Annotated in this window: 21 protein-coding genes and 1 pseudogene; 20 read left to right on the top strand and 2 right to left on the bottom strand. The window is 67.9% G+C overall.

The genetic code is table 11. The features are described 5' to 3' along the window. Nucleotides 1-12: 12 nt before the first annotated feature. The 6 genes from ABIB26_RS00860 (at nucleotide 13) to ABIB26_RS00835 (ending at nucleotide 9982) form a co-directional block, all read left to right on the top strand. The gene (locus tag ABIB26_RS00860; RefSeq protein WP_354238700.1) at nucleotides 13-2520 is read left to right on the top strand and encodes a GcvT family protein; all 2508 of its coding nucleotides are present in this window, start codon (nucleotides 13-15) and stop codon (nucleotides 2518-2520) included. A 59-nt stretch (nucleotides 2521-2579) separates the two neighbouring features. After that, nucleotides 2580-4337, top strand: a complete 1758-nt coding sequence (betA, locus tag ABIB26_RS00855) for a choline dehydrogenase (RefSeq protein WP_354238698.1) — start codon at nucleotides 2580-2582, stop codon at nucleotides 4335-4337. Then, nucleotides 4334-5863, top strand: coding sequence for an aldehyde dehydrogenase family protein (locus ABIB26_RS00850; RefSeq protein ID WP_354238697.1), 1530 nt, complete (start codon nucleotides 4334-4336; stop codon nucleotides 5861-5863). Before betA ends, ABIB26_RS00850 begins: the two co-directional genes overlap by 4 nt. Next, nucleotides 5860-6894 (top strand): quaternary amine ABC transporter ATP-binding protein, encoded by a 1035-nt coding sequence (locus tag ABIB26_RS00845; protein WP_354238695.1) that lies wholly within the window; start codon nucleotides 5860-5862, stop codon nucleotides 6892-6894. Before ABIB26_RS00850 ends, ABIB26_RS00845 begins: the two co-directional genes overlap by 4 nt. After that, the gene (locus ABIB26_RS00840; RefSeq protein WP_354238693.1) at nucleotides 6894-8927 is read left to right on the top strand and encodes an ABC transporter permease; all 2034 of its coding nucleotides are present in this window, start codon (nucleotides 6894-6896) and stop codon (nucleotides 8925-8927) included. The genes ABIB26_RS00845 and ABIB26_RS00840 overlap by 1 nt, the downstream gene beginning before the upstream one ends. Before the next feature lie 77 nt (nucleotides 8928-9004). Then, nucleotides 9005-9982, top strand: coding sequence for an ABC transporter substrate-binding protein (locus tag ABIB26_RS00835; RefSeq protein WP_354238691.1), 978 nt, complete (start codon nucleotides 9005-9007; stop codon nucleotides 9980-9982). 24 nt (nucleotides 9983-10006) lie between these two features. On the opposite strand, the gene ABIB26_RS00830 is transcribed toward ABIB26_RS00835, so the two are convergent. Further along, a complete protein-coding gene (locus ABIB26_RS00830) occupies nucleotides 10007-10300 on the bottom strand; it encodes a DUF4287 domain-containing protein (RefSeq protein WP_354238689.1) in 294 nt (97 codons plus the stop codon). A 149-nt stretch (nucleotides 10301-10449) separates the two neighbouring features. Here ABIB26_RS00830 and ABIB26_RS00825 point away from each other — a divergent pair, with 149 nt between their 5' ends. Both ABIB26_RS00825 and ABIB26_RS00820 read left to right on the top strand, forming a co-directional pair. Next, nucleotides 10450-10890, top strand: a complete 441-nt coding sequence (locus tag ABIB26_RS00825) for a protein-tyrosine phosphatase family protein (RefSeq protein WP_354238687.1) — start codon at nucleotides 10450-10452, stop codon at nucleotides 10888-10890. 189 nt (nucleotides 10891-11079) lie between these two features. After that, on the top strand, nucleotides 11080-11364 hold the full coding sequence (locus ABIB26_RS00820; protein WP_354238685.1) for a DUF1540 domain-containing protein: 285 nt from the start codon (nucleotides 11080-11082) through the stop codon (nucleotides 11362-11364). 78 nt (nucleotides 11365-11442) lie between these two features. Here the strand turns inward: ABIB26_RS00820 and ABIB26_RS00815 are convergent, their stop codons facing one another. After that, nucleotides 11443-12549: a GTP pyrophosphokinase gene (locus ABIB26_RS00815; protein ID WP_354238683.1), complete on the bottom strand. Its 1107-nt coding sequence runs from the start codon at nucleotides 12547-12549 to the stop codon at nucleotides 11443-11445. Between the two features lie 224 nt (nucleotides 12550-12773). On the opposite strand from ABIB26_RS00815, the gene ABIB26_RS00810 reads away from it, so the two are divergent. The 12 genes and pseudogenes from ABIB26_RS00810 to ABIB26_RS00755 all read left to right on the top strand — a co-directional run bounded on the left by ABIB26_RS00810 (nucleotide 12774) and on the right by ABIB26_RS00755 (nucleotide 25653). Further along, the gene (locus tag ABIB26_RS00810) at nucleotides 12774-13565 is read left to right on the top strand and encodes an alpha/beta hydrolase (RefSeq protein WP_354238681.1); all 792 of its coding nucleotides are present in this window, start codon (nucleotides 12774-12776) and stop codon (nucleotides 13563-13565) included. Nucleotides 13566-13616: 51 nt separating this feature from the next. Then, nucleotides 13617-15008, top strand: a complete 1392-nt coding sequence (locus tag ABIB26_RS00805; RefSeq protein ID WP_354238679.1) for a TrkH family potassium uptake protein — start codon at nucleotides 13617-13619, stop codon at nucleotides 15006-15008. Continuing rightward, nucleotides 15001-15696 carry a potassium channel family protein gene (locus ABIB26_RS00800; RefSeq protein ID WP_354238677.1) on the top strand — a complete coding sequence of 232 codons (696 nt, stop codon included), beginning with the start codon at nucleotides 15001-15003 and terminating at the stop codon, nucleotides 15694-15696. Before ABIB26_RS00805 ends, ABIB26_RS00800 begins: the two co-directional genes overlap by 8 nt. A 76-nt stretch (nucleotides 15697-15772) precedes the next feature. Beyond that, nucleotides 15773-17128 carry a Na+/H+ antiporter NhaA gene (gene nhaA, locus ABIB26_RS00795; RefSeq protein WP_354238675.1) on the top strand — a complete coding sequence of 452 codons (1356 nt, stop codon included), beginning with the start codon at nucleotides 15773-15775 and terminating at the stop codon, nucleotides 17126-17128. Between the two features lie 302 nt (nucleotides 17129-17430). Beyond that, nucleotides 17431-18795 carry an MBL fold metallo-hydrolase gene (locus ABIB26_RS00790; protein WP_354238673.1) on the top strand — a complete coding sequence of 455 codons (1365 nt, stop codon included), beginning with the start codon at nucleotides 17431-17433 and terminating at the stop codon, nucleotides 18793-18795. A gap of 107 nt (nucleotides 18796-18902) precedes the next feature. Further along, a complete protein-coding gene (locus ABIB26_RS00785; RefSeq protein ID WP_354238671.1) occupies nucleotides 18903-19907 on the top strand; it encodes a carbohydrate kinase family protein in 1005 nt (334 codons plus the stop codon). Between the two features lie 9 nt (nucleotides 19908-19916). Then, nucleotides 19917-20429, top strand: coding sequence for a YbhB/YbcL family Raf kinase inhibitor-like protein (locus ABIB26_RS00780; RefSeq protein WP_354238669.1), 513 nt, complete (start codon nucleotides 19917-19919; stop codon nucleotides 20427-20429). Between the two features lie 230 nt (nucleotides 20430-20659). Then, nucleotides 20660-21478, top strand: coding sequence for an HAD family hydrolase (locus ABIB26_RS00775; protein WP_354238668.1), 819 nt, complete (start codon nucleotides 20660-20662; stop codon nucleotides 21476-21478). Between the two features lie 133 nt (nucleotides 21479-21611). Beyond that, a complete protein-coding gene (locus ABIB26_RS00770) occupies nucleotides 21612-21860 on the top strand; it encodes a hypothetical protein (RefSeq protein ID WP_354238666.1) in 249 nt (82 codons plus the stop codon). A gap of 56 nt (nucleotides 21861-21916) precedes the next feature. After that, nucleotides 21917-22717, top strand: coding sequence for a glycerophosphodiester phosphodiesterase family protein (locus ABIB26_RS00765; protein WP_354238664.1), 801 nt, complete (start codon nucleotides 21917-21919; stop codon nucleotides 22715-22717). Nucleotides 22718-22771: 54 nt separating this feature from the next. After that, nucleotides 22772-23896, top strand: a complete 1125-nt coding sequence (locus tag ABIB26_RS00760) for a glycerate kinase (protein ID WP_354238662.1) — start codon at nucleotides 22772-22774, stop codon at nucleotides 23894-23896. Nucleotides 23897-24026: 130 nt separating this feature from the next. Next, nucleotides 24027-25653: pseudogene (locus tag ABIB26_RS00755) on the top strand (MFS transporter). The last annotated feature ends 12 nt before the right edge of the window (nucleotides 25654-25665 follow it).

Genomic DNA, 25665 nt, shown 5'->3' with positions numbered 1-25665 from the left:
AGGAGCTTCCGTATGAGGGCTACACCCCGCGTCGTTATCATCGGTGCCGGCATTGTCGGTGCAAACCTGGCGGACGAACTGTCCACCCGTGGTTGGACCGATGTGACAGTGGTCGAACAGGGTCCGCTGCACCTGGCCGGCGGCTCCACGTCGCACGCGCCCGGCCTGGTGTTCCAGACCAACCCGTCCAAGACGATGGCCGAATTCGCCACCTACACGGTCAACAAGCTCCTGGCCCTCAGCGATGAAGGCGTCTCCTGCTTCAACCAGGTGGGCGGGCTGGAGATCGCCACCACCCCTGCACGGCTGCAAGACCTCAAGCGCAAACTGGGCTACGCCACCTCCTGGGGGATCGAAGGCCGCCTCATCGATCCCGACGAGTGTTCCAAGCACTATCCGCTGCTGGACCAGGGCATGGTGCTCGGCGGACTGCATGTTCCCTCCGACGGCCTGGCCTCGGCAGCCCGCGCAGTCCAGCTGCTCATCCGCAAGGCGACGGCCGCGGGCGTGACGTTCCTCGGGTCGACGGCCGTCACCGGCGTCGAGCAGTCCGGCGGACGGGTCACCGGGGTCCAGACGCCCGACGGCGTGATCCCGGCGGACATCGTGGTGTCCTGTGCCGGGTTCTGGGGGCCGAAGATCGGCGCCATGGCAGGAATGGCCGTGCCGCTCCTGCCCCTCGCGCACCAGTATGTGAAGACCACCGCAGTGCCCGAACTCAGGGGCACCAATCTGGGCACCAACCCCCTGGACCCGGCCAATGGAGCCAGGCTGCCCATCCTCCGGCACCAGGACAAGGACCTGTACTTCCGTGAGCACGGCGACAGGGTGGGCATCGGCTCCTATGCCCACCGGCCCATGCCCGTGGCGCTGGACACGCTCCCGGAAGTCACCGCCGGGCAGATGTCCGAGCACCGCATGCCGTCACGGCTGGAGTTCACCGAAGCAGACTTCCTGCCCTGCTGGGAGGACAGCAGGCAGCTGCTCCCGGCCCTGCGCGGGGCGGAAATCGCCGACGGCTTCAACGGCATCTTCTCCTTCACCCCCGACGGCGGCCCGCTGATCGGCGAGTCCCCCGACGTCGAGGGCTTCTACGTCGCCGAAGCCGTCTGGGTGACCCACTCGGCAGGCGTGGCGAAGGCCGTGGCAGAGCTGCTCGTCGAGGGCCAGTCCCGGACGCCGCTGCACGAATGCGAGGTTTCCCGCTTCGAGAAGGTGCAGACCTCCGAGAGCTACGTCAGCGAAACCTCCCAGCAGAACTTCGTGGAAATCTACGACATCCTGCACCCGCTGCAGCCGCGGCAATCACCGCGGGAGCTGCGGGTCAGCCCGTTCAATTGCCGGCAGCGGGAACTTGGCGCGTTCTTCCTGGAGGCCGGCGGCTGGGAGCGTCCGCACTGGTTCGAAGCCAACCGCGCGCTCCTCGCCGAGCTGCCGGACGAATGGCGGGCCCCGGAACGCGAGCCCTGGGCCAACATGTTCCACTCGCCCATTTCCGCAGCGGAAGCGTGGAAGACGCGCACCGGCGTCGCGCTCTATGACATGACGGCGCTGAAGCGGCTGGAGGTTTCGGGCCCCGGCGCGCTGGCACTGCTCCAGCGCCTGAGCGCGGGCCAGATCGACAAGAAACCGGGCGCAGTCACCTACTGCCTGCTGCTCGCGGGCGACGGCGGGGTACGCAGCGACATCACCATTGCGCGGCTGGATGAAACCACCTTCCAGGTGGGCGCCAACGGCAACATCGACGTCGACTACCTCACCCGGGAGGCCCGGACGCAGACGTCCCAGGATGTCAGCCAGTGGGTCCAGGTCCGCGACATCACCGGCGCCACCTGCTGCATCGGGCTCTGGGGCCCGCTGGCCCGGGAAGTCATCGCGAAGGTCAGCACCGATGATTTCAGCAACGACGGCCTCAAGTACTTCCGCACCAAGCAGGTCCGGATCGGCGGCATCCCCGTCACCGCCATGCGCCTGTCCTACGTGGGCGAACTCGGCTGGGAGCTGTACACGTCCGCCGACTACGGGCTCAAGCTCTGGGACCTCCTGTTCGCCGCAGGCCAGGAACAGGGCATCATTGCCGCCGGCCGCGGGGCCTTCAACAGCCTGCGCCTGGAAAAGGGCTACCGCCTCTGGGGCACGGACATGACCCCCGAGCACGAGCCGTACCAGGCCGGCCTTGGCTTCTCGATCGGCAAGAACAAGGAATCGTTCGTGGGCTCCGAGGCCCTTGCCGCCCGCCGCGGGCAGCCGACCACCAAGCAGCTGCGCTGCCTGACAGTCGACGACGGCACCTCGGTGGTGCTGGGCAAGGAACCCGTGTACTTCAACGGCGAACCCGCCGGCTACGTCACCAGCGCCGCCTACGGCTACACGGTGGGCAAGCCGATCGCCTATGCCTGGCTGCCGGCCCACACCGCCGAGGGCGACGCCGTCGAAATCGAATACTTCGGGACCCGCATCGCGGCCACCGTGACTGCAGAGCCCCTGGTTGATCCCGGGATGGAGCGCCTGCGCGGCTGAACCGTTTCCATCCAGGCTCTTCAACGAATCCCGAGACCACGCCCAAGGAGATGTACACCATGACCAACGAGAGCTACGACTACGTGATTGTCGGCGGGGGAAGCGCCGGATCCGTGCTTGCCGACAGGCTCAGCGCCGACGGGACGCACACCGTGCTGGTGCTGGAAGCGGGCCGGAGCGACTACCCCTGGGACCTGTTCATCCAGATGCCCGCGGCCCTGACGTTCCCCAGCGGCAACCGGTTTTACGACTGGCAGTACCGCTCCGACCCCGAACCGCACATGCACGGACGCCGGATCGCCCACGCCCGCGGGAAGGTGCTGGGCGGCTCCAGCTCCATCAACGGCATGATCTTCCAGCGCGGCAACCCGCTGGACTACGAACGGTGGGGTGCCGATCCCGGGATGGAAGCCTGGGATTTCGCGCACTGCCTGCCGTACTTCAAGCGCATGGAAACCGCCCTCGCCGCGGACCCGGCCGACGAGCTGCGCGGCCACGCCGGGCCCCTGGTGCTGGAGCGCGGCCCGGCCCGCAACCCCCTGTTCCGGGCCTTCTTCGCTGCGGCCCAGGAAGCCGGGCACGCCAGGACCGACGACGTCAACGGGTACAGGCAGGAAGGGTTCGGCCCCTTTGACCGCAACGTCCACAAGGGCCGGCGGCTCTCGGCATCACGCGCCTACCTCCGGCCGAACCGGGGCCGGCCCAACCTGACCGTCCGCACCCGGGCGCAGGTGACCCGGATCAACTTCACCGGCACCGTGGCCACCGGGGTCAGCTACCGCCGGAACGGCCGGCTCCGCAGCGTGGACGCCAGGGAAGTGGTCCTGTGCGGCGGCGCGATCAACACCCCCCAGCTCCTGCAGCTCTCCGGCGTGGGCGAGGCGAAACACCTCAAGTCACTGGGAATCCAGCCCGTGGTGGACCTTCCCGGCGTGGGCGAAAACCTGCAGGACCACCTGGAAGTCTACGTCCAGCATGCCTGCACCCAGCCGGTCTCCATGCAGCCGTACCTCAGCCTCTGGCGCTATCCGCTGACCGGCCTGCAGTGGCTCCTTGGCAGGACGGGTCCGGCCGCCACAAACCATTTCGAGGGCGGAGGGTTCGTCCGCTCCAACGAGGACGTCTCCTACCCCAATCTGATGTTCCACTTCCTTCCGGTGGCCGTGCGGTATGACGGACAGAGGGCCGATGCCAAGCACGGCTACCAGGTCCATGTCGGCCCCATGTATTCGGACGCCCGGGGAAGCCTGAAGATCACGTCCACCGATCCGTCGGTGCACCCGTCCCTGCAGTTCAACTACCTGTCCACGGAGCAGGACAAGCGTGAATGGGTCGAAGCCATCCGCGTCACCCGGGACATCCTCGGCCAGCCGGCCCTGGCTCCGTACAGCGGAGGCGAACTCTCACCGGGCGCGTCCGTGCAGACGGATGCGGAGATCCTGGACTGGGTGGCAAAGGACGCCGAAACCGCCCTGCACCCCTCCTGCACGGCGAAGATGGGACCGGCCTCGGACCCCCTGGCCGTGGTTGACCCGCTCACCATGAAAGTCCACGGCACCTCCGGCCTGCGGGTGGCCGATGCCTCGGCCATGCCGTACGTGACCAACGGCAACATCTACGCCCCGGTCATGATGCTGGCCGAAAAGGCCGCCGACCTTATCCTCGGCCGGGAGCCGATGCCGGCGGAAGAAGCCGGGTTCTACCGGCACCGGACAGCCCAGCCGGGGGCCGGCGTCGGGATCCCGGACCCTATACCGGACCCTGGAGGGGAACCGTTAGCGGCGGCCGGGCCCGCTACCAGCGTGGGCCGCGCATGAACGCCGTGCAGCTCTCCGAAACGGTCAACGCAACGGTCCGCGGCGCGTACGTCAACGGCCGCTGGACCCCGCCGGTTGACGGCAACACCAGGGCCATTATCTGCCCCGCGGACGGAAGGACTGTGGCCGAGGTGGCCGAATGCACCGCCGCGGATGCCGAGGCGGCCGTCGCCAGCGCCCGCACGGCATTCGACGACGGCGTGTGGCCGGGAACCAGCGAAAAGGAGCGGGGCAGGGTCCTGCTCCGCACCGCGGAACTGCTGGAACGGGACAAGGCCGCCTATGCGAGGGCGGAAGCCCTCGACACCGGCAAACGCTACGTGGAGGCCGAGTACGATATCGACGATGTCGCCGCCTGCTTCCGGTACTACGGCGGCATCGCGGGAACGGATGCCGGACGGGTCATCGATACCGGCGTCCCGGGCACCATCAGCCGGGTGGTCTACGCCCCGGTGGGCGTCTGCGGCCTCATCACCCCGTGGAACTACCCGCTCCTGCAGGCCTCCTGGAAGGTGGCACCCGCGCTTCTGGCCGGCAACACCTTCGTCCTGAAACCGAGCGAGCTGACGCCCTCAACCTCCATCCTGCTCATGGATACGCTCCGCGAGGCGGGACTGCCCGACGGCGTGGCCAACCTCGTGACGGGCACCGGACCCGCCGTCGGGTCGGTCCTAAGCGTTGACCCCCGGGTGGACCTCGTCTCCTTCACCGGCGGGCTCCCCACCGGAAAGTCCATCATGAAAGCTGCCGCTTCCACCGTGAAGCGGGTGGCATTGGAGCTCGGCGGAAAGAACCCGAACATCATTTTTGCCGATGCCGGCCGGGAAGCGGCGATCGACAACGCCCTGACGGCCGTCTTCCTGCACTCCGGCCAGGTCTGCTCGGCGGGAACCCGGCTCCTGGTCGAGGAGTCGGCGCACGATGAGGTGGTGGCGGAGCTGGTCCGGCGGGCACAGACCATCCGGCTCGGCGGGCCTTTCGACGAACGGGCCGAAACGGGGCCGCTGATCTCCGCCGCGCACCGCGACAAAGTCCATGCCTACGTTCAGGCCGGCATCGCCGAAGGCGCCACGCTGCTTTGCGGTGGCTTCATCCCCGACGCCGGGCCGCTGGCCGGGGGCAGCTACTACCCGCCCACCATCCTGGACGGGTGCCGCAGCGGAATGCAGGTGGTGCAGGAGGAGTCGTTCGGGCCCGTGCTCACGGTGGAAACCTTCAGCACGGAGCACGACGCCGTCCGGCTCGCCAACGATACGGTGTACGGCCTCGCCGGCGCGGTATGGACCTCCGATGCCTCCAAGGCCCAGCGTGTTGCCGGCGGAATGCGGCACGGAACGGTGTGGATCAACGATTACCACCCCTATGTGCCGCAGGCTGAGTGGGGCGGCTTCGGCCAGTCCGGCAACGGCCGCGAACTGGGCCTGCAGGGCCTGGCCGAGTACCGCGAAACCAAACACATCTGGCAGAACATCGACCCCAAGCCCAGCCACTGGTTCGAGCCTTCAGAGGCAGGAGTGCAGCAATGAACAGTCCCGACATCTCAGTGCGCAACCTTTGGAAGGTCTTTGGGCCCGGTGGCGACAAGATACCCGGCAATCCAGAACTCTCAGCCCTCAATTCCGTGGAACTGCTGGAACGCACGGGCTGCGTGACCGCCGTCCGCAACCTGAGTTTCGACGTCGCCAAGGGCGAGGTGTTTGTGGTCATGGGACTTTCCGGCTCCGGGAAGTCCACCCTGATCCGCTGCCTGACCCGGCTGATCGAACCGACCTCCGGGCAGGTTCTGGTGGACGGCAAAGACGTGCTGCAGGCCGGGACCGCGGAGCTTCGCGAACTACGCCGGCGGAAGATGTCCATGGTGTTCCAGCACTTCGGCCTCCTCCCGCACCGCACCGTCCTGGACAACGTCTCCTACGGCCTGCAGATCCGCGGCGCAGCGAAGAATGAGCGCCACGCCCGGTCCCGGGAAATCATCGAACTGGTGGGCCTGAAGGGATACGAGCAGCACTTTCCGGACCAGTTGTCCGGCGGCATGCAGCAGCGGGTCGGCCTGGGCCGCGCCCTGGCTGGCGACCCGGACACCATCCTGTTCGACGAACCGTTCTCCGCCCTGGATCCTCTCATCCGCCGGGACATGCAGGCAGAGATCATCCGCCTGCACAAGGACATGGGCAAGACCATGGTGTTTGTCACCCACGACCTCTCCGAGGCCTTGAAGCTGGGCGACCGCATCCTGATCATGCGCAACGGCGAGACCGTCCAGTGCGGCACCGGCGACGAGCTCGTGGGGTCCCCGGCGGACCAGTACATCGAGGATTTTGTCTCCGAAGTCCCCCGCGCAGACGTTCTGACGCTGAAATGGATTACCCGGCCGGTGGAACCCGGCACTCCTGCCGATGCCCCTGTCCTCAGCGCCGGCACCATCATCCGGGACGCCATTCCCACCGTGATGAAGTCCTCCTGCCCCGTCCTGGTGGAGCACGCCGGCAAGATCACCGGCCAGATCGACCGCGACAGCATCCTCTCGGTGCTCCGCAGCCCGGAAGTGGCGGCCTAATGTCCACCCTCGTCCGTGACAGGGCCCCGGTACAGGCCGGCGGCGTCCCCGCCCGTGAACCCCGCCGCAGGCCCAGCCGGCGCGCCATGCTGCTGGTGGGCGCAGGGGTCCTCTGGCTCCTGGGCTTCCTGATCCTGCACGGCACCGGCACCTTGAGGCTGCCGGCGTCGGAGCTGACCGACCTGCACCGCTCCCTTAACCAGTTCAACGCCTGGGTTGCGGCAAACCGGAGCGGCAACCCCGTCTTCCTGTTCGTACTTTCCCCCCTCCGGGCCGCCGTCGACGCGGTCGCGAACGTGTTCATCACGATTTTCGCGGCCAGCGCCACCGGCCTGCGCCTTCCTGAAATCGGCTGGCTGGGAACCGTGGGACTGCTGAGCTGGATCGCCTATGCCGTCGGAAACGCCCGGGTGGCCCTGCTGACGGCGGCCGTGTTCATCTTCTTCGGCCTGCAGGGGCTCTTCGTCGAAGCCTCGTACACCTTCGCCCTGGTCATCACGGCGGTGCTGCTGACCCTCCTGATCGGCATCCCCGTGGGTGTGATGGCGGGAGTCAACGGACACGCGGCGAAGGCGGTCACGCCCGTGCTCGACTTCATGCAGACGCTCCCGACGTTCGTGTATCTGGCTCCGTTGGCCCTGATCTTCCTGATCGGCCCCGCTTCCGCCGTGATCGCCACCGTGATCTACGCGGCGCCGCCGGTGATCCGGCTGACGGCGCACGGGATCCGGTCCATTCCGGCCGATACGCGGGAGGCGTCGGACTCGCTGGGCACCACGGGCCTGCAGCGGCTTGTCACGCTCCAGCTGCCGATGGCCCGGCGCACCATCGTGATGGGCATCAACCAGACCACGATGGCCGCCCTGTCAATGGTCACCATTGCGGCCCTCATTGCGGCTCCGGGGCTCGGCCAGGTGGTGGTCCGGGCCCTGCAGTCGCTCGACGTCGGCACCGCGGTCAACGCGGGACTGTCCATCGTCCTGCTCGCCATTGTGCTGGACCGGGTGACGACGGCGGCCAGCCAGCGGGCGGAGCCGGGGGCACGGCAGCGCGGCAAGATGCCGCGCCGCATCCGGCTGGTGCTCCTTGCCGTCACGCTGGTGCTCGTGGTGGTGCTCGTGCAGCTGTCCCGGACCATGCTCTGGGCCGCCGCTTTCCCGAAGGACCTGAACATCGGACCGGCCATTGTCAGCGGAGTGACGGCCGCCAGCGAATGGCTGCAGACCCATCTGTCGCTGTTTACCGTGTCTTTCCGGGAAGCGGTGACCACCGGCATCCTCAATCCGTTCCAGTCGCTGCTGGCCGAGACCCCGTTCTTTGTCCTGGTGGCCGTCATCGCCCTGGCCGCCTATGCGATCGGAGGCTGGAAACTCGCCACCCTGACCACATTCTGCCTGGCCGTGATCATCTTCCTCGGGCTGTGGAGCGACGCCATGGTCACGCTCGCCGGCACGCTGGTGGCCACGATGGTGGTGATGGTCCTGGGCGTCGTGTTCGGCGTGGCGATGGGCCGGTCCAACAGGATTGACCAGTTCATGCGGCCCATGCTTGACGCCGCCCAGACCATGCCGGCCTTTGTCTACCTCGTCCCGTTCCTGGGGCTTTTCGGAGCCACCCGGTTCACGGCAATCGTCGCCGGCATCATCTATGCGGCACCGGTGGCCATCAAGATCACGGCAGACGGAATTGCCGGAATCTCCCCCACCGTGGTGGAGGCCGCAGTGGCCAGCGGCTCGACGCCGTGGCAGGTCATCACCAAAGTGCAGCTGCCCATGGCCCGGCAGTCGCTTGCACTGGCCGCCAACCAGGGCCTGATCTACGTCCTCGCCATGGTGGTGGTGGGCGCCCTGGTAGGGGCCGGCGGCCTGGGTTACGACGTCGTCGCGGGATTCGTCCAGAGTTCGCTCTTCGGCAAGGGGCTCGCGGCCGGCCTGGCCATCGTTTTCCTGGGCATCCTGCTGGACCGCATGACACAGGCTGCCGCCGCCATTCCCGTACGCAGGATCCCCACATCCGCATCACCCGCACCATAAACGCCTCAAGCCCAAAAGCAGCAGGCCGAAGGAAACGCACGCTCTCCAAACCCGCACCAGAACAAGGAGATGTACCCATGAACAGAGCCGGACAGCTATTGAAACGAACTATTCCCACGGTTGCCGGGACCATAGCGGCCGGCCTGCTGCTTGCCGGTTGCGGCGGTGCCACGGTCAACCAGGCAGCGGCCGCCCCAGGCACGACGGAGTCGCCCTGCGGAACCGTCAACGTGGCACTCAACGCCTGGGTGGGATATACGGCGAACGCGGCCGTTTACAGCTACGTGGCGAAGAACAAGCTCGGCTGCACCGTGGTGCAAAAGGACATTTCAGAACAGATTTCCTGGCAAGGCTTCGGTTCCGGCGAAGTGGACGTGATCATGGAAAACTGGGGCCACGACGATCTTGCGAAACAGTACATCACCGAGCAGGCTGTCGCCGTCGACGCGGGGCCCACAGGCAACTCAGGAAAGATCGGCTGGTACGTGCCGCCGTGGATGGCAGAAAAGTACCCTGATATCACGGACAGCCAGAACCTGAACAAATACGCCTCGCTCCTGAAAACGTCCGAATCAGGGGGCAAGGGCCAACTCCTGGATGGCGATCCGGCCTTTGTCACCAATGACGAGGCCTTGGTCAAGAATCTCGGTCTTGACTACAAGGTGGTCTTCTCCGGTTCGGAGGCGGCGCTGATCCAGTCATTCCGCACGGCAGAGAAGAACAAGACGCCGATGCTGGGGTATTTCTACGATCCGCAGTGGTTCCTCGCCGAGGTTCCCCTGGTAAAAGTCAACCTGCCGAAATGGACCGTGGGCTGCGATGCGGATCCGGAGAAAGTGGCGTGTGACTACCCTGATTACAAGCTGAACAAGATCATCTCGAAGAAGTTCGCGGACAGTGGCTCACCGGCGGCCAAGCTGGCGAAGTCCTTCACCTGGACCAACGAAGACCAGAATTCGGTGGCCACGGACATCCAGGCCGGCAGCACGCCGGAAGCCGCTGCCCAGAAGTGGGTGGAGGCCCACCCGCAGGCGGTGGAGGCGTGGCTCAAATAACGGCCCCTGTCCGGCCCGCTCCCTCTAGCTCGCGGGCTTCGTCGCCTGGCCGTCGAGCCAGAGCACGTCCGACTCGTCGCTGTGCGCGCCGGTGGCCCCCACATGCTTCATGCCGATGCCGGGTCCTTTGCTGATGACATGGACCAGTGCCATGCCATGGCCGCGCCCCAGCCCGTAGTCCTCCCTCAGCCAGTCGAGGATCGCGCCGGCCTTCACGGACGCGTCAGCGAAGCCTTTCTGCTGGGCGATCTCGAGGAGCTGGCGGGGGGTGAGGCCGGTCTTGTCCTCGATCGTGTCGAGGTACGCCTGGAATGACATTCGTGGCTTCCTTTCAGCGGAGGGCTGTTCCTTGGACACTCTAAGGAGCACGTTCCGCTACCGCCAGAGCCTCCCGGCGAAATTCAGGCGCAGTCAGCCCCGGTTCCCACCCCTTCGATGCCGCGGACGGAACGGCTACGCTCGGAATCATGACGCAGACGTGGGAGCCGGGCCAGGCCGGTGTGCTCAGTCTTCCCTCCGGGCGGACCATCCGGGGCCGGGCCCTGCTGGCGCCGTTTCCAGCGGGGCCACGGCCCGAGTTCGGACTCTACCTGCTGGGCAAAAGTCCGCGGCCGGTGGACTGGGCCTCGCGCTGGGTCCGCTGGCGGGACCTGCGTTTGCCCGCGGATGACCTCGACGCACTGGACGCCTTCAAGGAGGCCTGGCGCCGCGCCGAAACCGAGCGTGTTGAGGTCGCCTGCTGGGGCGGCCGCGGCCGGACTGGCACCGCCCTCGCCTGCATCGCCGTCCTGGACGGTGTCCCGCCCGCCGGGGCCGTCGCTTTCGTGCGGCAGCATTACCGCCGGGGCGCAGTGGAGACGCCCTGGCAGCGTAGTTACGTCGCGCGCTTCCGTGCCCCGGGGGAATGACCGGCACATTGGCTCACGACACGCCAAATCCCTGGCGCGGCCGGAATTCCGGTAGCGCCGGCGCCGACTGCCACAAAGACCCAGAGATTAGGTCACAAGATTGGGTCTTTTTGATTGCCATGGCGCGGCCTACCGTGGGACGCAAGGAGCCGCCCAGCCCGGGCTGCCGAAACCGCGGAGGACCTTCCGATGACGACGCACGTAGCCGACTGCAGCGTAACCAACTGTTCCTTCAACGACCATTCCGCCTGTAATGCCGCCGCCATCACAGTCGGCGGCGCCGAAGATCATGCCTCCTGCGCCACCTTCATCGATATCGGCGTCCACGGCGGCCTGCCCAAGGTGCTGGCCGACGTCGGAGCCTGCCAGCGCTCCGAATGCACCCACAATGACCATCTGATGTGCAAGGCCCCCGAAGTGCATGTCGGCCCCGGCGTCGACAACGCCGATTGCCTGACCTACGCACACAGGTAGAGATCATCCGCGGCCTCACGGGAATTAAGATCCAGGTTCAGGTTCGTCTCGAGGCAGCCTTCAGCCGCTCCCGGTCAGCTACCCCTGCGTCAGCCGGTACCGCTCGATCTGCTTGAGCCGCCGCAGCAGGCTGTCCCGGCGGGGGTGCGGGACGGCGTCGGCCGGTTCTGCGGTGAGGTCGATGTGCTTGGTGCCGTACTGCCAGAGCAGCAGGTCATCCAGCAGCCGGTCCGGGCCGGGGGAGTAGCGGTGGTCCAGGGCCTTGCGGACCTCGGTGATCCGGTTGGCGCTGAGCAGCCCCGCGAGCTGGACGGTCTGGTTGAGGCCGTGGGCGGCCATGAGTTCGGCGGCCCAGCCCCAGTCGTCGTCGACCTTCCGGTCCACGTGCGGCAGCAGCGTCCGCCAGACGTCCCGGATCCGGTTCGGCGTGAGCTGGGCGGCGCCCTCGCCGTCCGTGTCCCAGTAGCTGCGGACCTCCTCGTAGCGGTCGTGCAGGTCCGAGAATGCGCCCTCCACGGTTTCCAGCATCGCGGCCGTGGCGGTGAACTGTCGGTCGAAGTGCGGGGTCCAGGCGCGCGGATCCTCGGCCTTGAAGCGGATGTCGTGCTCGATCTCGCTCCAGGCGTGCGCGAACACGGTGCGGATCTGGCATTCGAAGAAGTAGCTGCCGTTCGGCTGGACCTCAGGATTGAGGGCCTGCTGGTACTCCTTAACCACCTCGTTCTGGATGGTCCGCAGGATCAGGTGCCGGCTCGAGTAGCCGTAGGTCCCGGATTCGATCGAGCCGATGTCCTTCTCGCGGTCGCCGCGGCAGTCAAAGAGCTGGCGCTGGCGCTTGATCAGGTTGGCCACCACGGCGTTTTCCGCCGGCAGCTTGGTGATGACGCGGATGCCCACCATGTCATTGAGCGTCCGGAACGGGTCCGGGAATTTCAGCACCGGGGGGCCGCCGGGTTCCAGCGGCTCCTCGGTGCGGGAGATCTTCTCGCGGAAGGACTCCACCGTCTTGGTGCGCCCTGTGACGAACAGCGGCGTCACTTCGGTGCCCTTGAGCATGCTCCGCAGCGTGAGCAGGACCTCGCGCGTCACCAGCTTCAGGGCAGGACGGAGCCGCTCGTAGAGTTCCACGTTTTCCTGCACGGATTCGCGCAGGCTCGGGTCCAGCCGATCCCAGTTGCTCGCCATGCGTCCAGCTTACGGTGGAGGTACGACGGCGGCGGAGGTGACACCCCCGCCGTCTCGCGAACATCGCGCACCGCAGGCCGTCGTCTTACGCCGTGCCGGGTGACGCCCAAGGTAGGCTCTTGCACATGGCTGATGTGCGGCGTCGGGCTTTCATCGCGGCCGCAGCGACGGTGACGTTGGGGGCAATCTCCGCCGCCTGTTCACCGGGCCCTAAGGAGGACACTGTGAAGCGGCACAAGTACAGCTACGGCGATGACCCGAGCCAGTGGGGCGAGCTTTTCCTGCCGGAGGTGGCCGCGCCCAAGGGGCTGGTGGTGGTCATTCATGGCGGTTACTGGCGTTCCCAGTACGGCGCCGAGCTCGGTGAGCCGCTGGCCAGGGACCTTGCGGCGCACGGCATGGCGGCCTGGAACCTGGAGTACCGCCGTGCCGGCAACGGCGGTGGCTGGCCTCACACGTTTTCCGACGTGCTGGCCGGGATCGACAAACTGCGTGAGGTCGCCGGCGAGCACAGCCTCGGGCTGGACAGGGTTGTCGCCCTGGGGCACTCCGCCGGCGGGCACCTGGCGGTCTGGGCGGCCGGCCGTGACCGGCTCGGCCAGATCGGCGCCCCGGATGCGGACCGCCAGCTGCTCCGCAGGGACGACGGCGCGGTGCGGCTCACCGGCGTCGTCAGCCAGTCTGGGGTGCTGAACCTGGCCTCGGCCGAGCGGCTGAACCTCAGCAACGGCGCGGTCAGCAACCTGCTGGGCGGCTCCTCCGAAAAATACCCCAAACGGCATAAATACGCGGACCCGATGAGTGCGGTGCCCCTGAACGTCCCGGTCTACGCGGTCCACGGGACCGAGGACGACACGGTCCCGATGAGCCAGTCCGAGACGTATGCCGCAGCGGCGAAATCCGCGGGTGCACCCGTCCAGCTCCTCAAGGTTCCGGGTGACCACTTCGCGCTGATCGACCCGAAGGCGGCCGCCTACCGGAAATGCCGCGAGCTGGTGCAGTTGCTGCTGGCCTGAACGGCCCGGCGGGCGCCGTTCCGGCCTTCAGCGAGTGATAGCGTGACGCGTATGCACTTTGAAGTTCCCGCAGTCCTGCGCGCCCTGGCAGCGGGTTTCACAAAGTTCATCAGAGCGTTCGCGCCACGCCACCCGGCGCAGGTGATCGTGCTGGGTTTCGCCGGTGCTGTCGCGGCGGGAACCGGGTTGCTGCTGCTTCCGGTGGCCAAGGCCGGCGGAGGCGGCGCCACTTTCCTGGAGGCATTGTTCACCGCCACCTCCTCGGTGTGCGTGACAGGCCTTATTATCGTTGACACTCCGGTCTTCTGGAGCGGATTCGGCCAAGTGGTCATCCTGGTGCTGATCCAGATCGGCGGCTTCGGCGTGATGTCCTTCGGCACCCTGCTCGGGGTGCTGACCGCGCGCCGGCTCGGCCTCAGGTCAAGGCTCTCAGTAGCCGCCGAAACCAAAAGTGACGGCTTGGGCGACGTCCGCCGGGTGCTGCTCGGGGTGCTTCTGATCAGCCTGGCAGTCGAGGCCGGCTTGGCCCTCATCCTGACGGCCCGGTTCATGGCCGGCTACGGCTACCCGCTCGGTGAGGCCCTGTGGCACGGTGTATTCCACTCCGTTTCCTCCTTCAACAACGCCGGGTTCGCACTGTACTCCGGCAACCTGATGGGTTTCGTCGGCGACGCCTGGGTGTGCCTGCCGGTAGCCGCCGCCGTGATCATCGGCGGGCTCGGGTTCCCGGTCCTCTTTGAACTGGGCCGCCAGTACCGGCGTCCGATCCACTGGAGCATGAACACCAAACTTGTCCTGGTGGGTTCAGCCGTCCTGCTGGCCGGCGGCACCGTCTTCCTCACCGCCGTCGAATGGTCCAACCCCGCGACGCTCGGCGGCCTTCATCCTGCGGAGCGCGTGCTGGCAGGTTTCTTCCAGTCCGTCATTACCCGGACTGCAGGCTTCAACAGCATCGATATCGGCCAGATGGAGCCCGTCTCCTGGCTGGGGATGGACATCCTGATGTTCATCGGCGGCGGCCCGGCCGGTACCGCCGGCGGCCTGAAGATCACCACGTTCGCCGTGCTGTTCTTCATCCTCTCCACCGAGCTGCAGGGTGGCACGGCCGTGAACATCTTCGGCAAGCGGTTGCCCCGGGCGGTGCACCGCCAGGCCATCACCGTGGTCCTGCTGGCGATCGCCCTCGTCATTGGCTCGACGATGTTCCTGATGGTCATCACGGACTTCGGGCAGGAGCGGATCCTGTTCGAGGTCATCTCGGCGTTCGCCACCGTTGGACTGTCCACCGGGATCACCGCCGGGATTCCTCCCGCCGGTCAGCTCGTCCTGATCCTGCTGATGTTCGTCGGGAGGCTGGGCCCGGTCACGCTGGGCGCCGCCCTGGCCCTCCGTGAACGCCCCATGCTCTACGAATACCCGAGGGAAAGGCCGCTCATTGGCTAGGAATATCTTCTCCACACGCCCCGCCGGCACCAACGCCAAGGCGTCCTCCGTGGTGGTCATCGGCCTGGGCCGTTTCGGCGGTTCGCTGGCGCTGGAGCTGGAGGCGCAGGGCACCGAGGTGCTGGGCATCGACGCCAACGAAGAGATTGTGCAGTCCTTCAACGGCCGGCTGACCCATGTGGTCAAGGCCGATTCCACCAAGGAGGAAGTGCTCCGCCAGCTCTCGGTCCACGAGTTTGACCGGGCGGTGGTGGGCATCGGCTCGGACCTCGAGGCCAGTATCCTCACGACGTCGAGGATTCTGAAGTTCCGCCGCCCGCAGATCTGGGCCAAGGCCATCAGCGAACCCCATGCCGAAATCCTCGGCCAGCTCGGCGTCGAACACGTCATCCGCCCGGAACATGACATGGGAAAGCGCGTCGCCCACTTGGTCCTCGGCTCGATCCTTGACTACGTGGAGTTCGAGGACGACTTCGTGATGATCAGGACCAGCCCGCCCGCCGGCGTCCGCGACCGGCCGCTCGGCGTGCTCGGACTCCGGGAGAAGTACGGCGTCACGATCGTGGCAGTCAAGCGCCCCGGCGGGACGTGGGGCCACACGACGGCGCAGACCGTCCTCTACGACGACGACCAGGTCATCGTCCAGGGCAGCAAGGCGAAAGCCGAACGGTTCAGCACCATGCCCTGACCCCGTAGACTGGATGCAGGTGCGCCGGGAAGTCTGGTCGGCATAGTTCCGTGGACCCAACTTTTAGGACACCCCCATGAGCACCACACCTTCGCCCGTCCCCCGGCCCCCGCGTTCCAGCGTCTTCGGCCGCGGCAGCTACGCCGAATCCCTGCGGATCGGGGAGATCCTCCGCAAGGAAACAGTAGGCGGCGCCCTGCTGGTGGCGGCAGCCGTGATCGCCCTGATCTGGGCCAACTCGCCGGCGTCAGAGAGCTACTTTGCCCTCCGGGACTTTAAGTTCGGCTACGAGCCCTGGCACCTGGAACTGAGCCTCGGGGCCTGGGCCGCCGACGGGCTGCTTGCCATCTTCTTTTTCCTGGTCGGGCTCGAGCTGAAGCGGGAGTTCGTGGCAGGGGACCTGCGGCAGCTGGACAAGTCAATCGTTCCGGTCGCCGCGGCAGTCGGCGGAGTGGTTGTCCCAGCGCTCATCTACGCCGCGGTCAACCTCGCCAGCCCGGAGACCCTCCGCGGCTGGGCCATTCCCACGGCCACCGACATCGCCTTCGCCGTCGCGGTCCTGGCCATCATCGGCTCGCACCTGCCGAGTGCCCTGCGCATTTTCCTGCTGACCCTCGCCGTCGTCGATGATCTGCTCGCGATCAGCATCATCGCGGTGTTCTACACGAGTGAACTGCACCCGGTGCCGCTGCTGCTGGCGCTGATCCCGCTGGGCATCTACACCTTCCTGGCGCAGAAGTACCGGCGCTTCTTCGGGATGCACGCCATGGCCGCGTGGCTGATCCTGCTGCCCCTCGGCGCGGTCACGTGGGCGTTGGTTCACGCCTCCGGCATCCACGCCACGGTGGCTGGCGTCCTGCTCGGATTCGCCATCCCGGTGATCCGTTCCAAGGCCAGCGGCGGACCGGACGCCGGACCCGGCCTGGCGGAGGTTTTCGAGCACCGGTTCCGGCCGATCTCCGCCGGAGTGGCCGTTCCGATCTTCGCCTTCTTCTCGGCCGGCGTCGCGGTGGGCGGCTGGGAAGGGCTCGGTTCGGCGCTGACGGATCCCGTGGCCATCGGCATCATTCTTGCCCTCGTTCTGGGCAAGCCGGCCGGCATCCTCGGAATCACCTGGCTGCTCACCAAGGTCACACGGGCGCGGCTGGATGATTCGTTCAAATGGATCGACGTCTTCGGAGTCGCGCTCCTGGCCGGGATCGGCTTCACGGTGTCGCTGCTGGTCGCCGAGCTGAGCTTCGGCCAGGGCAGCAGCCACGACGACCACGGCAAGGTGGGGATCCTCGCGGCGTCCCTGCTGGCCGCGCTGCTGGCCGCAGTGGTGCTGCGGACCCGGAACCGGCAGTACCGGAAGGCCGAGGAAGACGAGAAAATCGACTCCGACCATGACGGCATCCCGGACGTCTACCAGCAGGACGGCTCGCCGGGCTAGCCCGGCGGGTGCTCCGCCCGCGTTCGGACGCGGGAGGCTCGCATCCTGCCATCCAGGTCTTCTCCCGCCTCACTCCCGGGGCTTGTATTCATACCCTCGGGGGTATCATGGGTGTAGAGAGCCGCCGGGTGCAGCCGGCAGCCGGAGCGCCCAGGCCGCTGCCTACCTCGAGGACCAGGGATACGACGCCGTCAACGTCGCCGGCGGCATCAACGAGTGGCAGCTCGACGGCCTCCCGGTCGTTCGCCGCTGAGCAGACACAGCTGAGCAGACACCGCTGAGAAGACCCGCAGGAGTGAACCATGGATGTCATTGTCATCGAGACCCGGCAACTGGGGGACCGCAGCTACCTCGTCCATGACGGTTCGGTGGCGCTGGTCATAGATCCGCAACGTGACACGGACCGGGTCGAAGCGGCCGCCCGGGACGCCGGGGTGGCCATCACGCATGTGGCCGAGACCCATCTGCACAACGACTACCTCACCGGGGGCTTCGAGCTGGCGAAGGCGCACGGCGCGAGCTACCTCGTGAACGCCGCGGATCCCGTGAAGTTCGAGCGCCAGCCGATCACGGACGGCCAGACCGTCCGGGTCGGTTCGCTCACGGTCAGGGCCGTCGCCACGCCGGGCCACACGCACACGCACCTTTCCTTCATCGTGGACGACGGCGTAAAGCAGGCCGTCTTCTCGGGCGGCAGCCTGCTCTACGGCTCGGTCGGCCGCACGGACCTCGTTGCGGCCGCCGACACCATCGGTCTCACCCGCGAGCAGTATTCCTCGGTGCGGCGCCTGGTCGAGGAGGCCGCAGCGGACGCGGCCCTCTTTCCGACGCACGGCTTCGGCTCCTTCTGCTCCTCCGGTCCGGCCAGCGGTGCGGGATCCTCGACCATCGGCGAGCAGTTGACCACGAACCACGCCCTCACGGACCCGGATGTGGACCACTTTGTCCGCGAACTCACGGCCAACCTCACGGCCTACCCCTCCTACTACGCCCACATGGCCGTGACCAATGCCGGCGGCCCCGGCCCGGCGGAGTTGGCCGTGCCGGAATCGCTCGACCCCGCGGAGCTCACCCGGCGCCTGGCGAACGGCGAGTGGGTGGTGGACCTGCGGCGCCGCGTGGCATTTGCCAGCAACCACCTGCAGGGCAGCGTGAGCTTCGAATACGGCAACAGCTTCAGTACGTACCTGGGCTGGCTCCTGCCGCGGCAGGAGGCCCTGACTCTGGTCGGATCGCACGAGGACGTGGAGCACGCCATCCGCGACCTCTCCCGGATCGGAATCGACTCCCCGGACGCCGCCGTCGGAACTGACCCGCACAGGCTGGCGCCCCGGACCGCCGTCGCCTCCTATCCGCGGGTGGGCTGGGACGGCGTGCTCGCGGGCCGAAATCCGGCAGACACCGTCCTGGATGTGCGCCGGGCCGACGAATACGCCGCGTCGCGGGTTGCCGGCGCCGTGAACGCCCCGCTCCATGAACTGCTGCCGCGCCTGGACGCCCTGCCCGCGGGGAGGCTGTGGGTGCACTGCGCCTCCGGGTACCGGGCCGGCATTGCCGCCAGCCTCCTTCACCGCGCCGGCAGGGACGTGGTCCACATCGACGCCAGGTTCGGCGACGCCGGGGCTGCCGGCGTCCCGATGGACATGTCCCACGCGCACCGCGGCTGAGCGAACTGCGCTGAGCGAACTGCGGAGCCGGCGAAACACCGGGGCGCCGGGCCGCGTTCTCCGGCAAAGTATTCTCTGGCCAAAGTATTCTCTGGCAGAGTATGACCATGCTCACAGTAATCGGCGAGGGCCTTGTTGACGTGGTCCAGCGATCCTCCGGTAGCCAGGCCCACGTGGGCGGAAGCCCCCTCAACGTCGCGGTGGGCTTGGCCAGGCTGGGCCATCCGGTGCAGTTCATCGGCCGCTACGGCCGGGACGCCTACGGTGAAGCGCTGGCGGCGCACCTTAGGACCAGCTCCGTGCTGCTCCCGTGGGGGCCCGATAAGCTGCCCACCAGCGTGGCCACCGCCCTGATCGACGACGACGGCGCCGCCGGCTACACCTTCGACCTCGCCTGGGAGCTGCCCGGCCTCGCGGACCGGTTGCCGTTCATGCTGCAGGGCACCACGTTGCTGCACACCGGCTCGATTGCCACGATGCTGGCGCCCGGTGCCGCGGAAGTCCTGGCCGCCGTGGAGCATGTCCATCCTTCGGCCACTATCAGCTTCGATCCCAACTGCCGGCCCAGCATCATCACGGACGTGGACTACGCGCGCCGGCAAACCGAAAAATTCGTCACCCTCGCGGACGTGGTCAAGGCCTCCGATGAGGACCTCGAATGGCTCTATCCCGGTGAGGACCCGCTGGACTCAGCCCGCCGCTGGCTGTCGCTGGGCGGCTCGGAAGGCCCGGCCGTGGTGGTGGTGACACGCGGTGCGGAAGGGCCCTGGGGTGTCAACGCTTCCGGCGAAGCGCACTGCCCCGCTCCGTCGGTGACCGTGGCGGACACGGTGGGCGCCGGGGATTCCTTCATGGCGGCGCTGCTGTCCGGGGTGGCGGACCTGAGCCTGGACGGGGCCCAGAACCGCAAGGACCTCCGGGAGCTCTCCGCCGGAAGCCTCCGCGATCTCCTGTCCCACGCAGCGTGGGCGGCCGCGGTGACGGTCTCCCGCGCCGGCGCGAATCCGCCTACCCGGGCGGAACTGAACCGGATGGAGCTGGGGGCGGGCGCTCCGCTTCTTGCGGGTTCCGAGTCCGCCGATCCTGAAAGTACCGATCCCCCCAACAATTGAAAGGCGGCCATGTCACGCCAGGACGCCCCGACCTTCCACGTCAGCAGCGAGTCCTTCCAGGACGGCGCGGCCGTTCCGCCGGCCCAGCGCAGCGGCAAGATGCGCGCCGGCGGGCAGGACGAGTCCCCGCAGCTGGGCTGGACCGGCGCGCCGGCCGGAACCCGGAGCTACGCCGTGACCATGTTCGACCCCGATGCCCCGGGCCGCGGCGGCTTCTGGCACTGGGCCGTGCTGGACCTTCCGGCCGAGGTCACCTCGCTGCCGGCGGGGGCGGGCGCGGAGGGCGGCCGGCTGCTCCCGCCGGGGGTCAAGCAGTTGAAGAACGACGCCGGTTTCCACGGCTATCTGGGGGCCGCGCCGCCGCCCGGCCACGGCCCGCACAGATACATCGTCACCGTCCATGCCCTCGACGTGGACCACTCCGGACTGGACGCGGGCACCTCCCCGGCCAGCCTCGAAGCCAGGCTCTCCCGCCACACCCTGGCCCGGGCCACCCTCACCGGCATCTTCGAACGCCCCTAGCTACCCGGGCGGCGCCGGGCCGGTGGTGGCCTCCCGCCGTCGTGGCCGTTTCGACGCGCTCAGCCGTCCCGCGCCCCGGATTCGCCGGAGGCCTGCGGATTCGCCGTAAATTCCCGGCGAGCGGGCACGCTTCCGGCGAATCCGACGCCGCCCCCCGCCAGCCGCCGACTGCCAGCCCGCCCCGCACGACGCCGCCCGCTCCGCACACGCCGCCCACGTAGACTGGCAGTATGCGGCTGGTAGCAAGTGACATTGACGGAACGATTCTCGGCCACGACGGCAAGATCAGCGACCGCACCGTGCGCGCGTTCCATGCCTGCCGCGAAGCCGGGGTGGAACTGGTGTTCGTCACGGGGCGCCCGCCGCGCTGGCTGCGCCCGCTGCAGGACCGGCTGGGGCACACCGGAACCGTCATCTGCTCCAACGGCGCCGTCGTCTGGGACCTCGAGGCGGACCGCCTGATCTCGGCCCGGGGCCTGGAGATCGACGCCGTGTTCGAGGCCCGCCGCATCATCCAGCGCCTCCGCCCCTCGGCACTGTTCGCCGCCGAGACCCTGACCGGCTTCCACCTGGAGCCGGGGTTCATCGAGAACGGCTCCAGTGAGCTGCTCGCCGAGTTCACCCCCGCGCCGCTGCACAGCACCCTCACCGCGTCGGACTCGGTGGTGAAGTTCCTCGCCGTTGTCCGGGAGGGCACCGCCGACGAGTTCCTCGCCGAAGTGACGCCCGCCGTCGCGCACCTGGCCGCGGCTACCCACTCGGCGCCGAACATCGCCCTCCTGGAACTGTCCCTGCCCGGCGTCAACAAGGCCGTCACCCTCGCCGAATACGCGGCGTCGCTCGGCGTCGAGTCCGGCGACGTGGTGGCCTTCGGGGACATGCCCAACGACATCGAGATGTTGCGCTGGGCCGGCGACGGGTATGCGATGGCCAGCGGGCACCCGGAAGCCATCCGCGCGGCCGGCCAGCAGGCGCCGCACTTCGACGACGACGGCGTGGCCCAGATCCTCGAGGCCAAGCTCGCAGCCCTGGGAGTCCGGCTTCCCTGACCCTGTCCCGGCCCTGACCGGACTTTTCGGGCCCGCCGGTCACCGGATTCCCAGCTTCCGGTCAACTCGCGTTCACCTTGGCGTCCTAGGCTGAGACCACGCGACGGATCGTTCAACTGATGGAGGGGAAATCATGGCCAGGTACCGCAGTGAAAGCACTTACGAACAGCCTCTGCACAGGGTCGAACCGGACACCCGTTGGAAAAGCCTGCGCCAGGGCGACAGGGTCAGCGTCCGGACGGCGCCCGGCTACGAGACCACTGGCCTGATCCACGCCGTCACGGAGGACCACTCGGCTGTCTGGGTAGACCTCGACGGCGGCCGGGGACGCACGCTGCTGCACTGCAGCGACGGCATCGAAATCCTCCCGCCCGCCTCCTGACCCGCCTCCTGATCCGGTCACTGCCAGGGGCGCCGGGGCTCCGGTACGCTTCAGGAGTGACGACGTCCCACCCGTATTTTTCCACCGGCGAAGCCCCCGACGCGCCCCTCGCGATGGCTCACCGCGGCTTCTCCCAGGCCGGCCTGGAAAACTCCATGGCCGCCTTCGGCGCCGCCGTCGAGCTCGGGTTCCGGCATCTGGAGACGGACGTCCACACCACGGCCGACGGCGTGCTGCTGCTGTTCCACGATGCAACATTGGACCGGGTCACGGACGGCAGCGGCCGGATCTCAAAACTGCCGGCGGAGACGGTGGCCCGGGCCCGGATCGGCGGCGCGGAGCCGATCCCGCTGTTTGAGGAACTCGTCACGGCCTTTCCGGAGGTCCGGCTGAACCTTGATGTCAAGGACTGGAACTCGGTGGACTCCCTGGCCGCAGCGATCGAGGGGTACGGGCTGCATGACCGGGTGCTGATTGCCAGCTTTTCGGACCGCAGGCGCCGCGCCGTGCTGAAGCAGCTCAGCCGTCCGGCCGCGAGCTCTGCCGGAATCGTGTCCACCGGCCTGTTCGTCCTGCTGGGCCCGGTGTTGCCTGCCCCGCTGATGCGGCTGGTCGCGGCGCGTGTGCTCCGCGGCGTTCACGCGCTGCAGGTGCCCGTCAGCTACGGCGCCGTGACGGTGGTGACGCCAGGCTTTGTGCGGCGCGCCCACCGCCACGGCCTGCAGGTGCACGTCTGGACCATCAACGAGCAGGCCGAGATGCACCGGCTGCTGGACCTCGGCGTGGACGGGATCGTCACGGACCGCGCCGACCTGCTCAAAGCGGTGCTGCAGGAACGCGGCGAGTGGCGGCGCTGACGCCGCGCCTCGACGCAGGCACCGGGCCCTCGGCCGGGCTGGCAGGATAGAGCCATGCGCATCCTCATCGCCCCGGACAAATTCAAGGGCTCACTCACCGCCATCGAAGCCGCCGCCGCCATCGCCGAAGGTGCCTTGCGCGTCTACCCCGACGCCGAGGCCGTCCAGTTTCCGGTCGCCGACGGCGGCGAGGGAACCCTGGAGGCAGCCGTCGCGGCCGGGTACGAGGAGCGGCTCAACGCCGTCGTCGGCCCCATCCTGGCGCCCCTTGGCGCCGCCTGGGCCCTCCGCAAGGACGCTTTCGGGACCGTCACCGCCGTGCTCGAAACCGCGCAGGCATCCGGCCTGGCGCACATGGAGCCGACTCCGGCCAACGCCCTGCGCGCCCACAGCTACGGCTGCGGCCAGCTGATCGCCGCTGCCCTGGATGCCGGCGCCACGGAGATCGTGCTGGGCGTGGGCGGCTCGGCGATGAGCGACGGCGGCAGCGGAGCGCTCCGGGCCCTGGGCCTCAAACCGCTGGACGCCGCGGGCAACGTGGTGCCCCTGGGCGGCGGCTCGCTGGCGGATGTCGCCTCCGTGGACGTCAGCGGACTCGATCCCCGGCTGGCCGCGGTCAAGTTCCGGATCGCCGTCGACGTGCAGAACCCCTTGTTCGGAAGCGACGGAGCGGCGCACGTCTTCGGCCCGCAGAAGGGCGCCGACGAGGACGCCGTCGAGCTGCTCGACGCGGGGCTGCGGAACTGGGCCTCAGTGCTGCGCCAGGCCACCGGCCGGGACGTCAACGTTCCGGGGGCCGGGGCGGCGGGCGGATTCCCGGCGTCGTTCCTGGCCTTCAGCAACGCCGCCCTCGAAGGCGGCTTCGAGCTGGTGGCCGGGCTCACCGGCCTCGGAGAAAAACTCGCCCAGGCGGACCTCGTCATCACCGGGGAGGGGTCGCTGGATTCGCAGTCCCTCACCGGGAAGGCGCCAATTGCGCTCGCCGACGCCGCCCGGGACCTCGGCATCCCGGTGATCGTGGTGGCCGGCCGCATCCTGGTCACCCCGGAGGACCTCGCCCAGCACGGTGTGGTGGCCGCCGCGCAGCTGCTGGACCTCGCGGGAAGCCCGGAGGACGCCGTCGCGAACGCCGCGAAGTACCTCGCGTGGGCCACCAGCCAGGTCCTGGAAGGCGCCTGAGGCCGGAGTTCGCCGTCGGCCGTGAGCTCTGGAAGCCGCTTAGCCACGCGGATATAATGCTAGGAGTGCTTGCCGTGACTCCCGGCCAGGGCCACGATTCATCAGACGTGGCACCAGCAGGAGATGGAACATGCGTGGAGAACACAGCAAAGCCGACAGGAAGCACCACTTCACGGGTTCCCCGCCGTCAGAACGGCCACTCATACCGCGGCGGTTGAAGGTTCACCACATCAACATCGTCGATCGCCCGATGATGCGTAAGGCCCTGGGCGGCACCATCGTGGGCAACACCATGGAATGGTACGACGTCGGCGTGTTCGGCTACCTCATCACCACCATGGGCCCGGTCTTCCTGCCGGAGGCCGACAAGACCGTGCAGAACCTGTTCCTGCTGGGGACCTTTGCCGCGACCTTCATCGCCCGTCCGCTCGGCGGCGTGTTCTTCGGCTGGCTGGGTGACAAGATCGGCCGGCAGAAGGTGCTGTCCATGACCCTCATGATCATGGCGGCGGCCACGTTCGTCGTCGGCCTGCTCCCGGGGTACTCGGCCCTGGGAATATGGGCTGCCGTGCTGCTGGTGGCGACCAAGCTCATTCAGGGCTTCTCCACCGGCGGCGAATATGCGGGCGCCACGACGTTTGTCAGTGAACACGCCCCCCAACAGCCGCCGCGGCTTCTTTGCCAGCTTCCTTGACCTCGGAAGTTATATGGGCTTCGCCCTCGGCGCTGCCCTGGTTTCCGTGCTGCAGGTCACGCTCGGCCAGCCCGCCATGGAAGGCTGGGGCTGGCGGATCCCCTTCCTGATCGCCGGGCCGCTTGGGATCGTGGCCATCTACTTCCGCCTGAAGATTGAGGAATCTCCCACGTTCCAGGCCACCCTTGACGCTCAGGCTTCGGCCGAGGGCGCGGCCGCGGCCAAGGGTCCGGTGGCAATTATTGCGTCCCACTGGCAAAGTATCCTGTTGGCGATGATCCTGGTCGCGGCCGCCAACACGGTGGGCTACGCGCTGACGTCCTATATGCCGACTTATCTGACCGCGACCAAGGGCTATGACGAATTGCATGGGACGCTGCTGACGATTCCGATCCTCGTCGCGATGGCTGCGGCCATTCCGCTCACCGGCCGGCTCTCGGACCGGATCGGCCGCCGCCCGGTGCTGTGGATCGGTTCGCTCGGGACCGTGATCCTGGCGGTCCCGGCCTTCCTGTTTATCGGCGTGGGGGAGATCTGGTCTACCCTCCTGGGGCTGGCTCTCGTCGCGTTTCCGCTGACGTTTTATGTGGCGAATCTGGCCTCGGCGTTGCCGGCGCTGTTCCCCACGGCCAGCCGCTACGGCGCCATGGGCATTGCCTACAATTTCGCGGTCGCCATTTTCGGCGGTACGGCCCCGTTCATCATTGCGGCGCTCATCGCCTCCTCGGGAAATGACATGATGCCTGCCTACTATCTGGTGGGCACCTCCGCGATCGGCGCCGTGGCCGTTTTCTTCATCAGGGAGACTGCCGGACGCCCGTTGCTCGGTTCCATGCCCAGCGTGGATTCGCTGGAGGAGGCCCACGAGCTGGTCGCGGGCCAGGACTCCAACGAGAACCTGGATCTTAGCAAGATGCCCTTCGATCACACCTACGAGTCACCGGCCCAGGCCGACGAGCGGCAGGCCGACGAGCGGCAGGCCGGCGAAGGGCAGGCCGACGAGGGGCAGGAGGATGAGCGGGAGAACAGGGCAGGAGACCGGAAGGATGGCCCGGAGGTCTAGGGCGGATGGCCC

The sequence above is a fragment of the Arthrobacter sp. UYEF20 genome (genome assembly GCF_040546335.1).
Taxonomy (GTDB): Bacteria; Actinomycetota; Actinomycetes; order Actinomycetales; family Micrococcaceae; genus Arthrobacter.
This window is presented reverse-complemented; position numbering and strand designations above follow the sequence as displayed.

Bases quoted from the DNA above. Each gene is read 5' to 3' on its own strand.
- ABIB26_RS00860 (WP_354238700.1), top strand. From the start codon at position 13: ATGAGGGCTACACCCCGCGTCGTTATCATCGGTGCCGGCATTGTCGGT.
- betA (WP_354238698.1), top strand. From the start codon at position 2,580: ATGACCAACGAGAGCTACGACTACGTGATTGTCGGCGGGGGAAGCGCC.
- ABIB26_RS00850 (WP_354238697.1), top strand. From the start codon at position 4,334: ATGAACGCCGTGCAGCTCTCCGAAACGGTCAACGCAACGGTCCGCGGC.
- ABIB26_RS00845 (WP_354238695.1), top strand. From the start codon at position 5,860: ATGAACAGTCCCGACATCTCAGTGCGCAACCTTTGGAAGGTCTTTGGG.
- ABIB26_RS00840 (WP_354238693.1), top strand. From the start codon at position 6,894: ATGTCCACCCTCGTCCGTGACAGGGCCCCGGTACAGGCCGGCGGCGTC.
- ABIB26_RS00835 (WP_354238691.1), top strand. From the start codon at position 9,005: ATGAACAGAGCCGGACAGCTATTGAAACGAACTATTCCCACGGTTGCC.
- ABIB26_RS00830 (WP_354238689.1), bottom strand. From the start codon at position 10,300: ATGTCATTCCAGGCGTACCTCGACACGATCGAGGACAAGACCGGCCTC.
- ABIB26_RS00825 (WP_354238687.1), top strand. From the start codon at position 10,450: ATGACGCAGACGTGGGAGCCGGGCCAGGCCGGTGTGCTCAGTCTTCCC.
- ABIB26_RS00820 (WP_354238685.1), top strand. From the start codon at position 11,080: ATGACGACGCACGTAGCCGACTGCAGCGTAACCAACTGTTCCTTCAAC.
- ABIB26_RS00815 (WP_354238683.1), bottom strand. From the start codon at position 12,549: ATGGCGAGCAACTGGGATCGGCTGGACCCGAGCCTGCGCGAATCCGTG.
- ABIB26_RS00805 (WP_354238679.1), top strand. From the start codon at position 13,617: ATGCACTTTGAAGTTCCCGCAGTCCTGCGCGCCCTGGCAGCGGGTTTC.
- nhaA (WP_354238675.1), top strand. From the start codon at position 15,773: ATGAGCACCACACCTTCGCCCGTCCCCCGGCCCCCGCGTTCCAGCGTC.
- ABIB26_RS00790 (WP_354238673.1), top strand. From the start codon at position 17,431: ATGGATGTCATTGTCATCGAGACCCGGCAACTGGGGGACCGCAGCTAC.
- ABIB26_RS00785 (WP_354238671.1), top strand. From the start codon at position 18,903: ATGCTCACAGTAATCGGCGAGGGCCTTGTTGACGTGGTCCAGCGATCC.
- ABIB26_RS00780 (WP_354238669.1), top strand. From the start codon at position 19,917: ATGTCACGCCAGGACGCCCCGACCTTCCACGTCAGCAGCGAGTCCTTC.
- ABIB26_RS00775 (WP_354238668.1), top strand. From the start codon at position 20,660: ATGCGGCTGGTAGCAAGTGACATTGACGGAACGATTCTCGGCCACGAC.
- ABIB26_RS00770 (WP_354238666.1), top strand. From the start codon at position 21,612: ATGGCCAGGTACCGCAGTGAAAGCACTTACGAACAGCCTCTGCACAGG.
- ABIB26_RS00760 (WP_354238662.1), top strand. From the start codon at position 22,772: ATGCGCATCCTCATCGCCCCGGACAAATTCAAGGGCTCACTCACCGCC.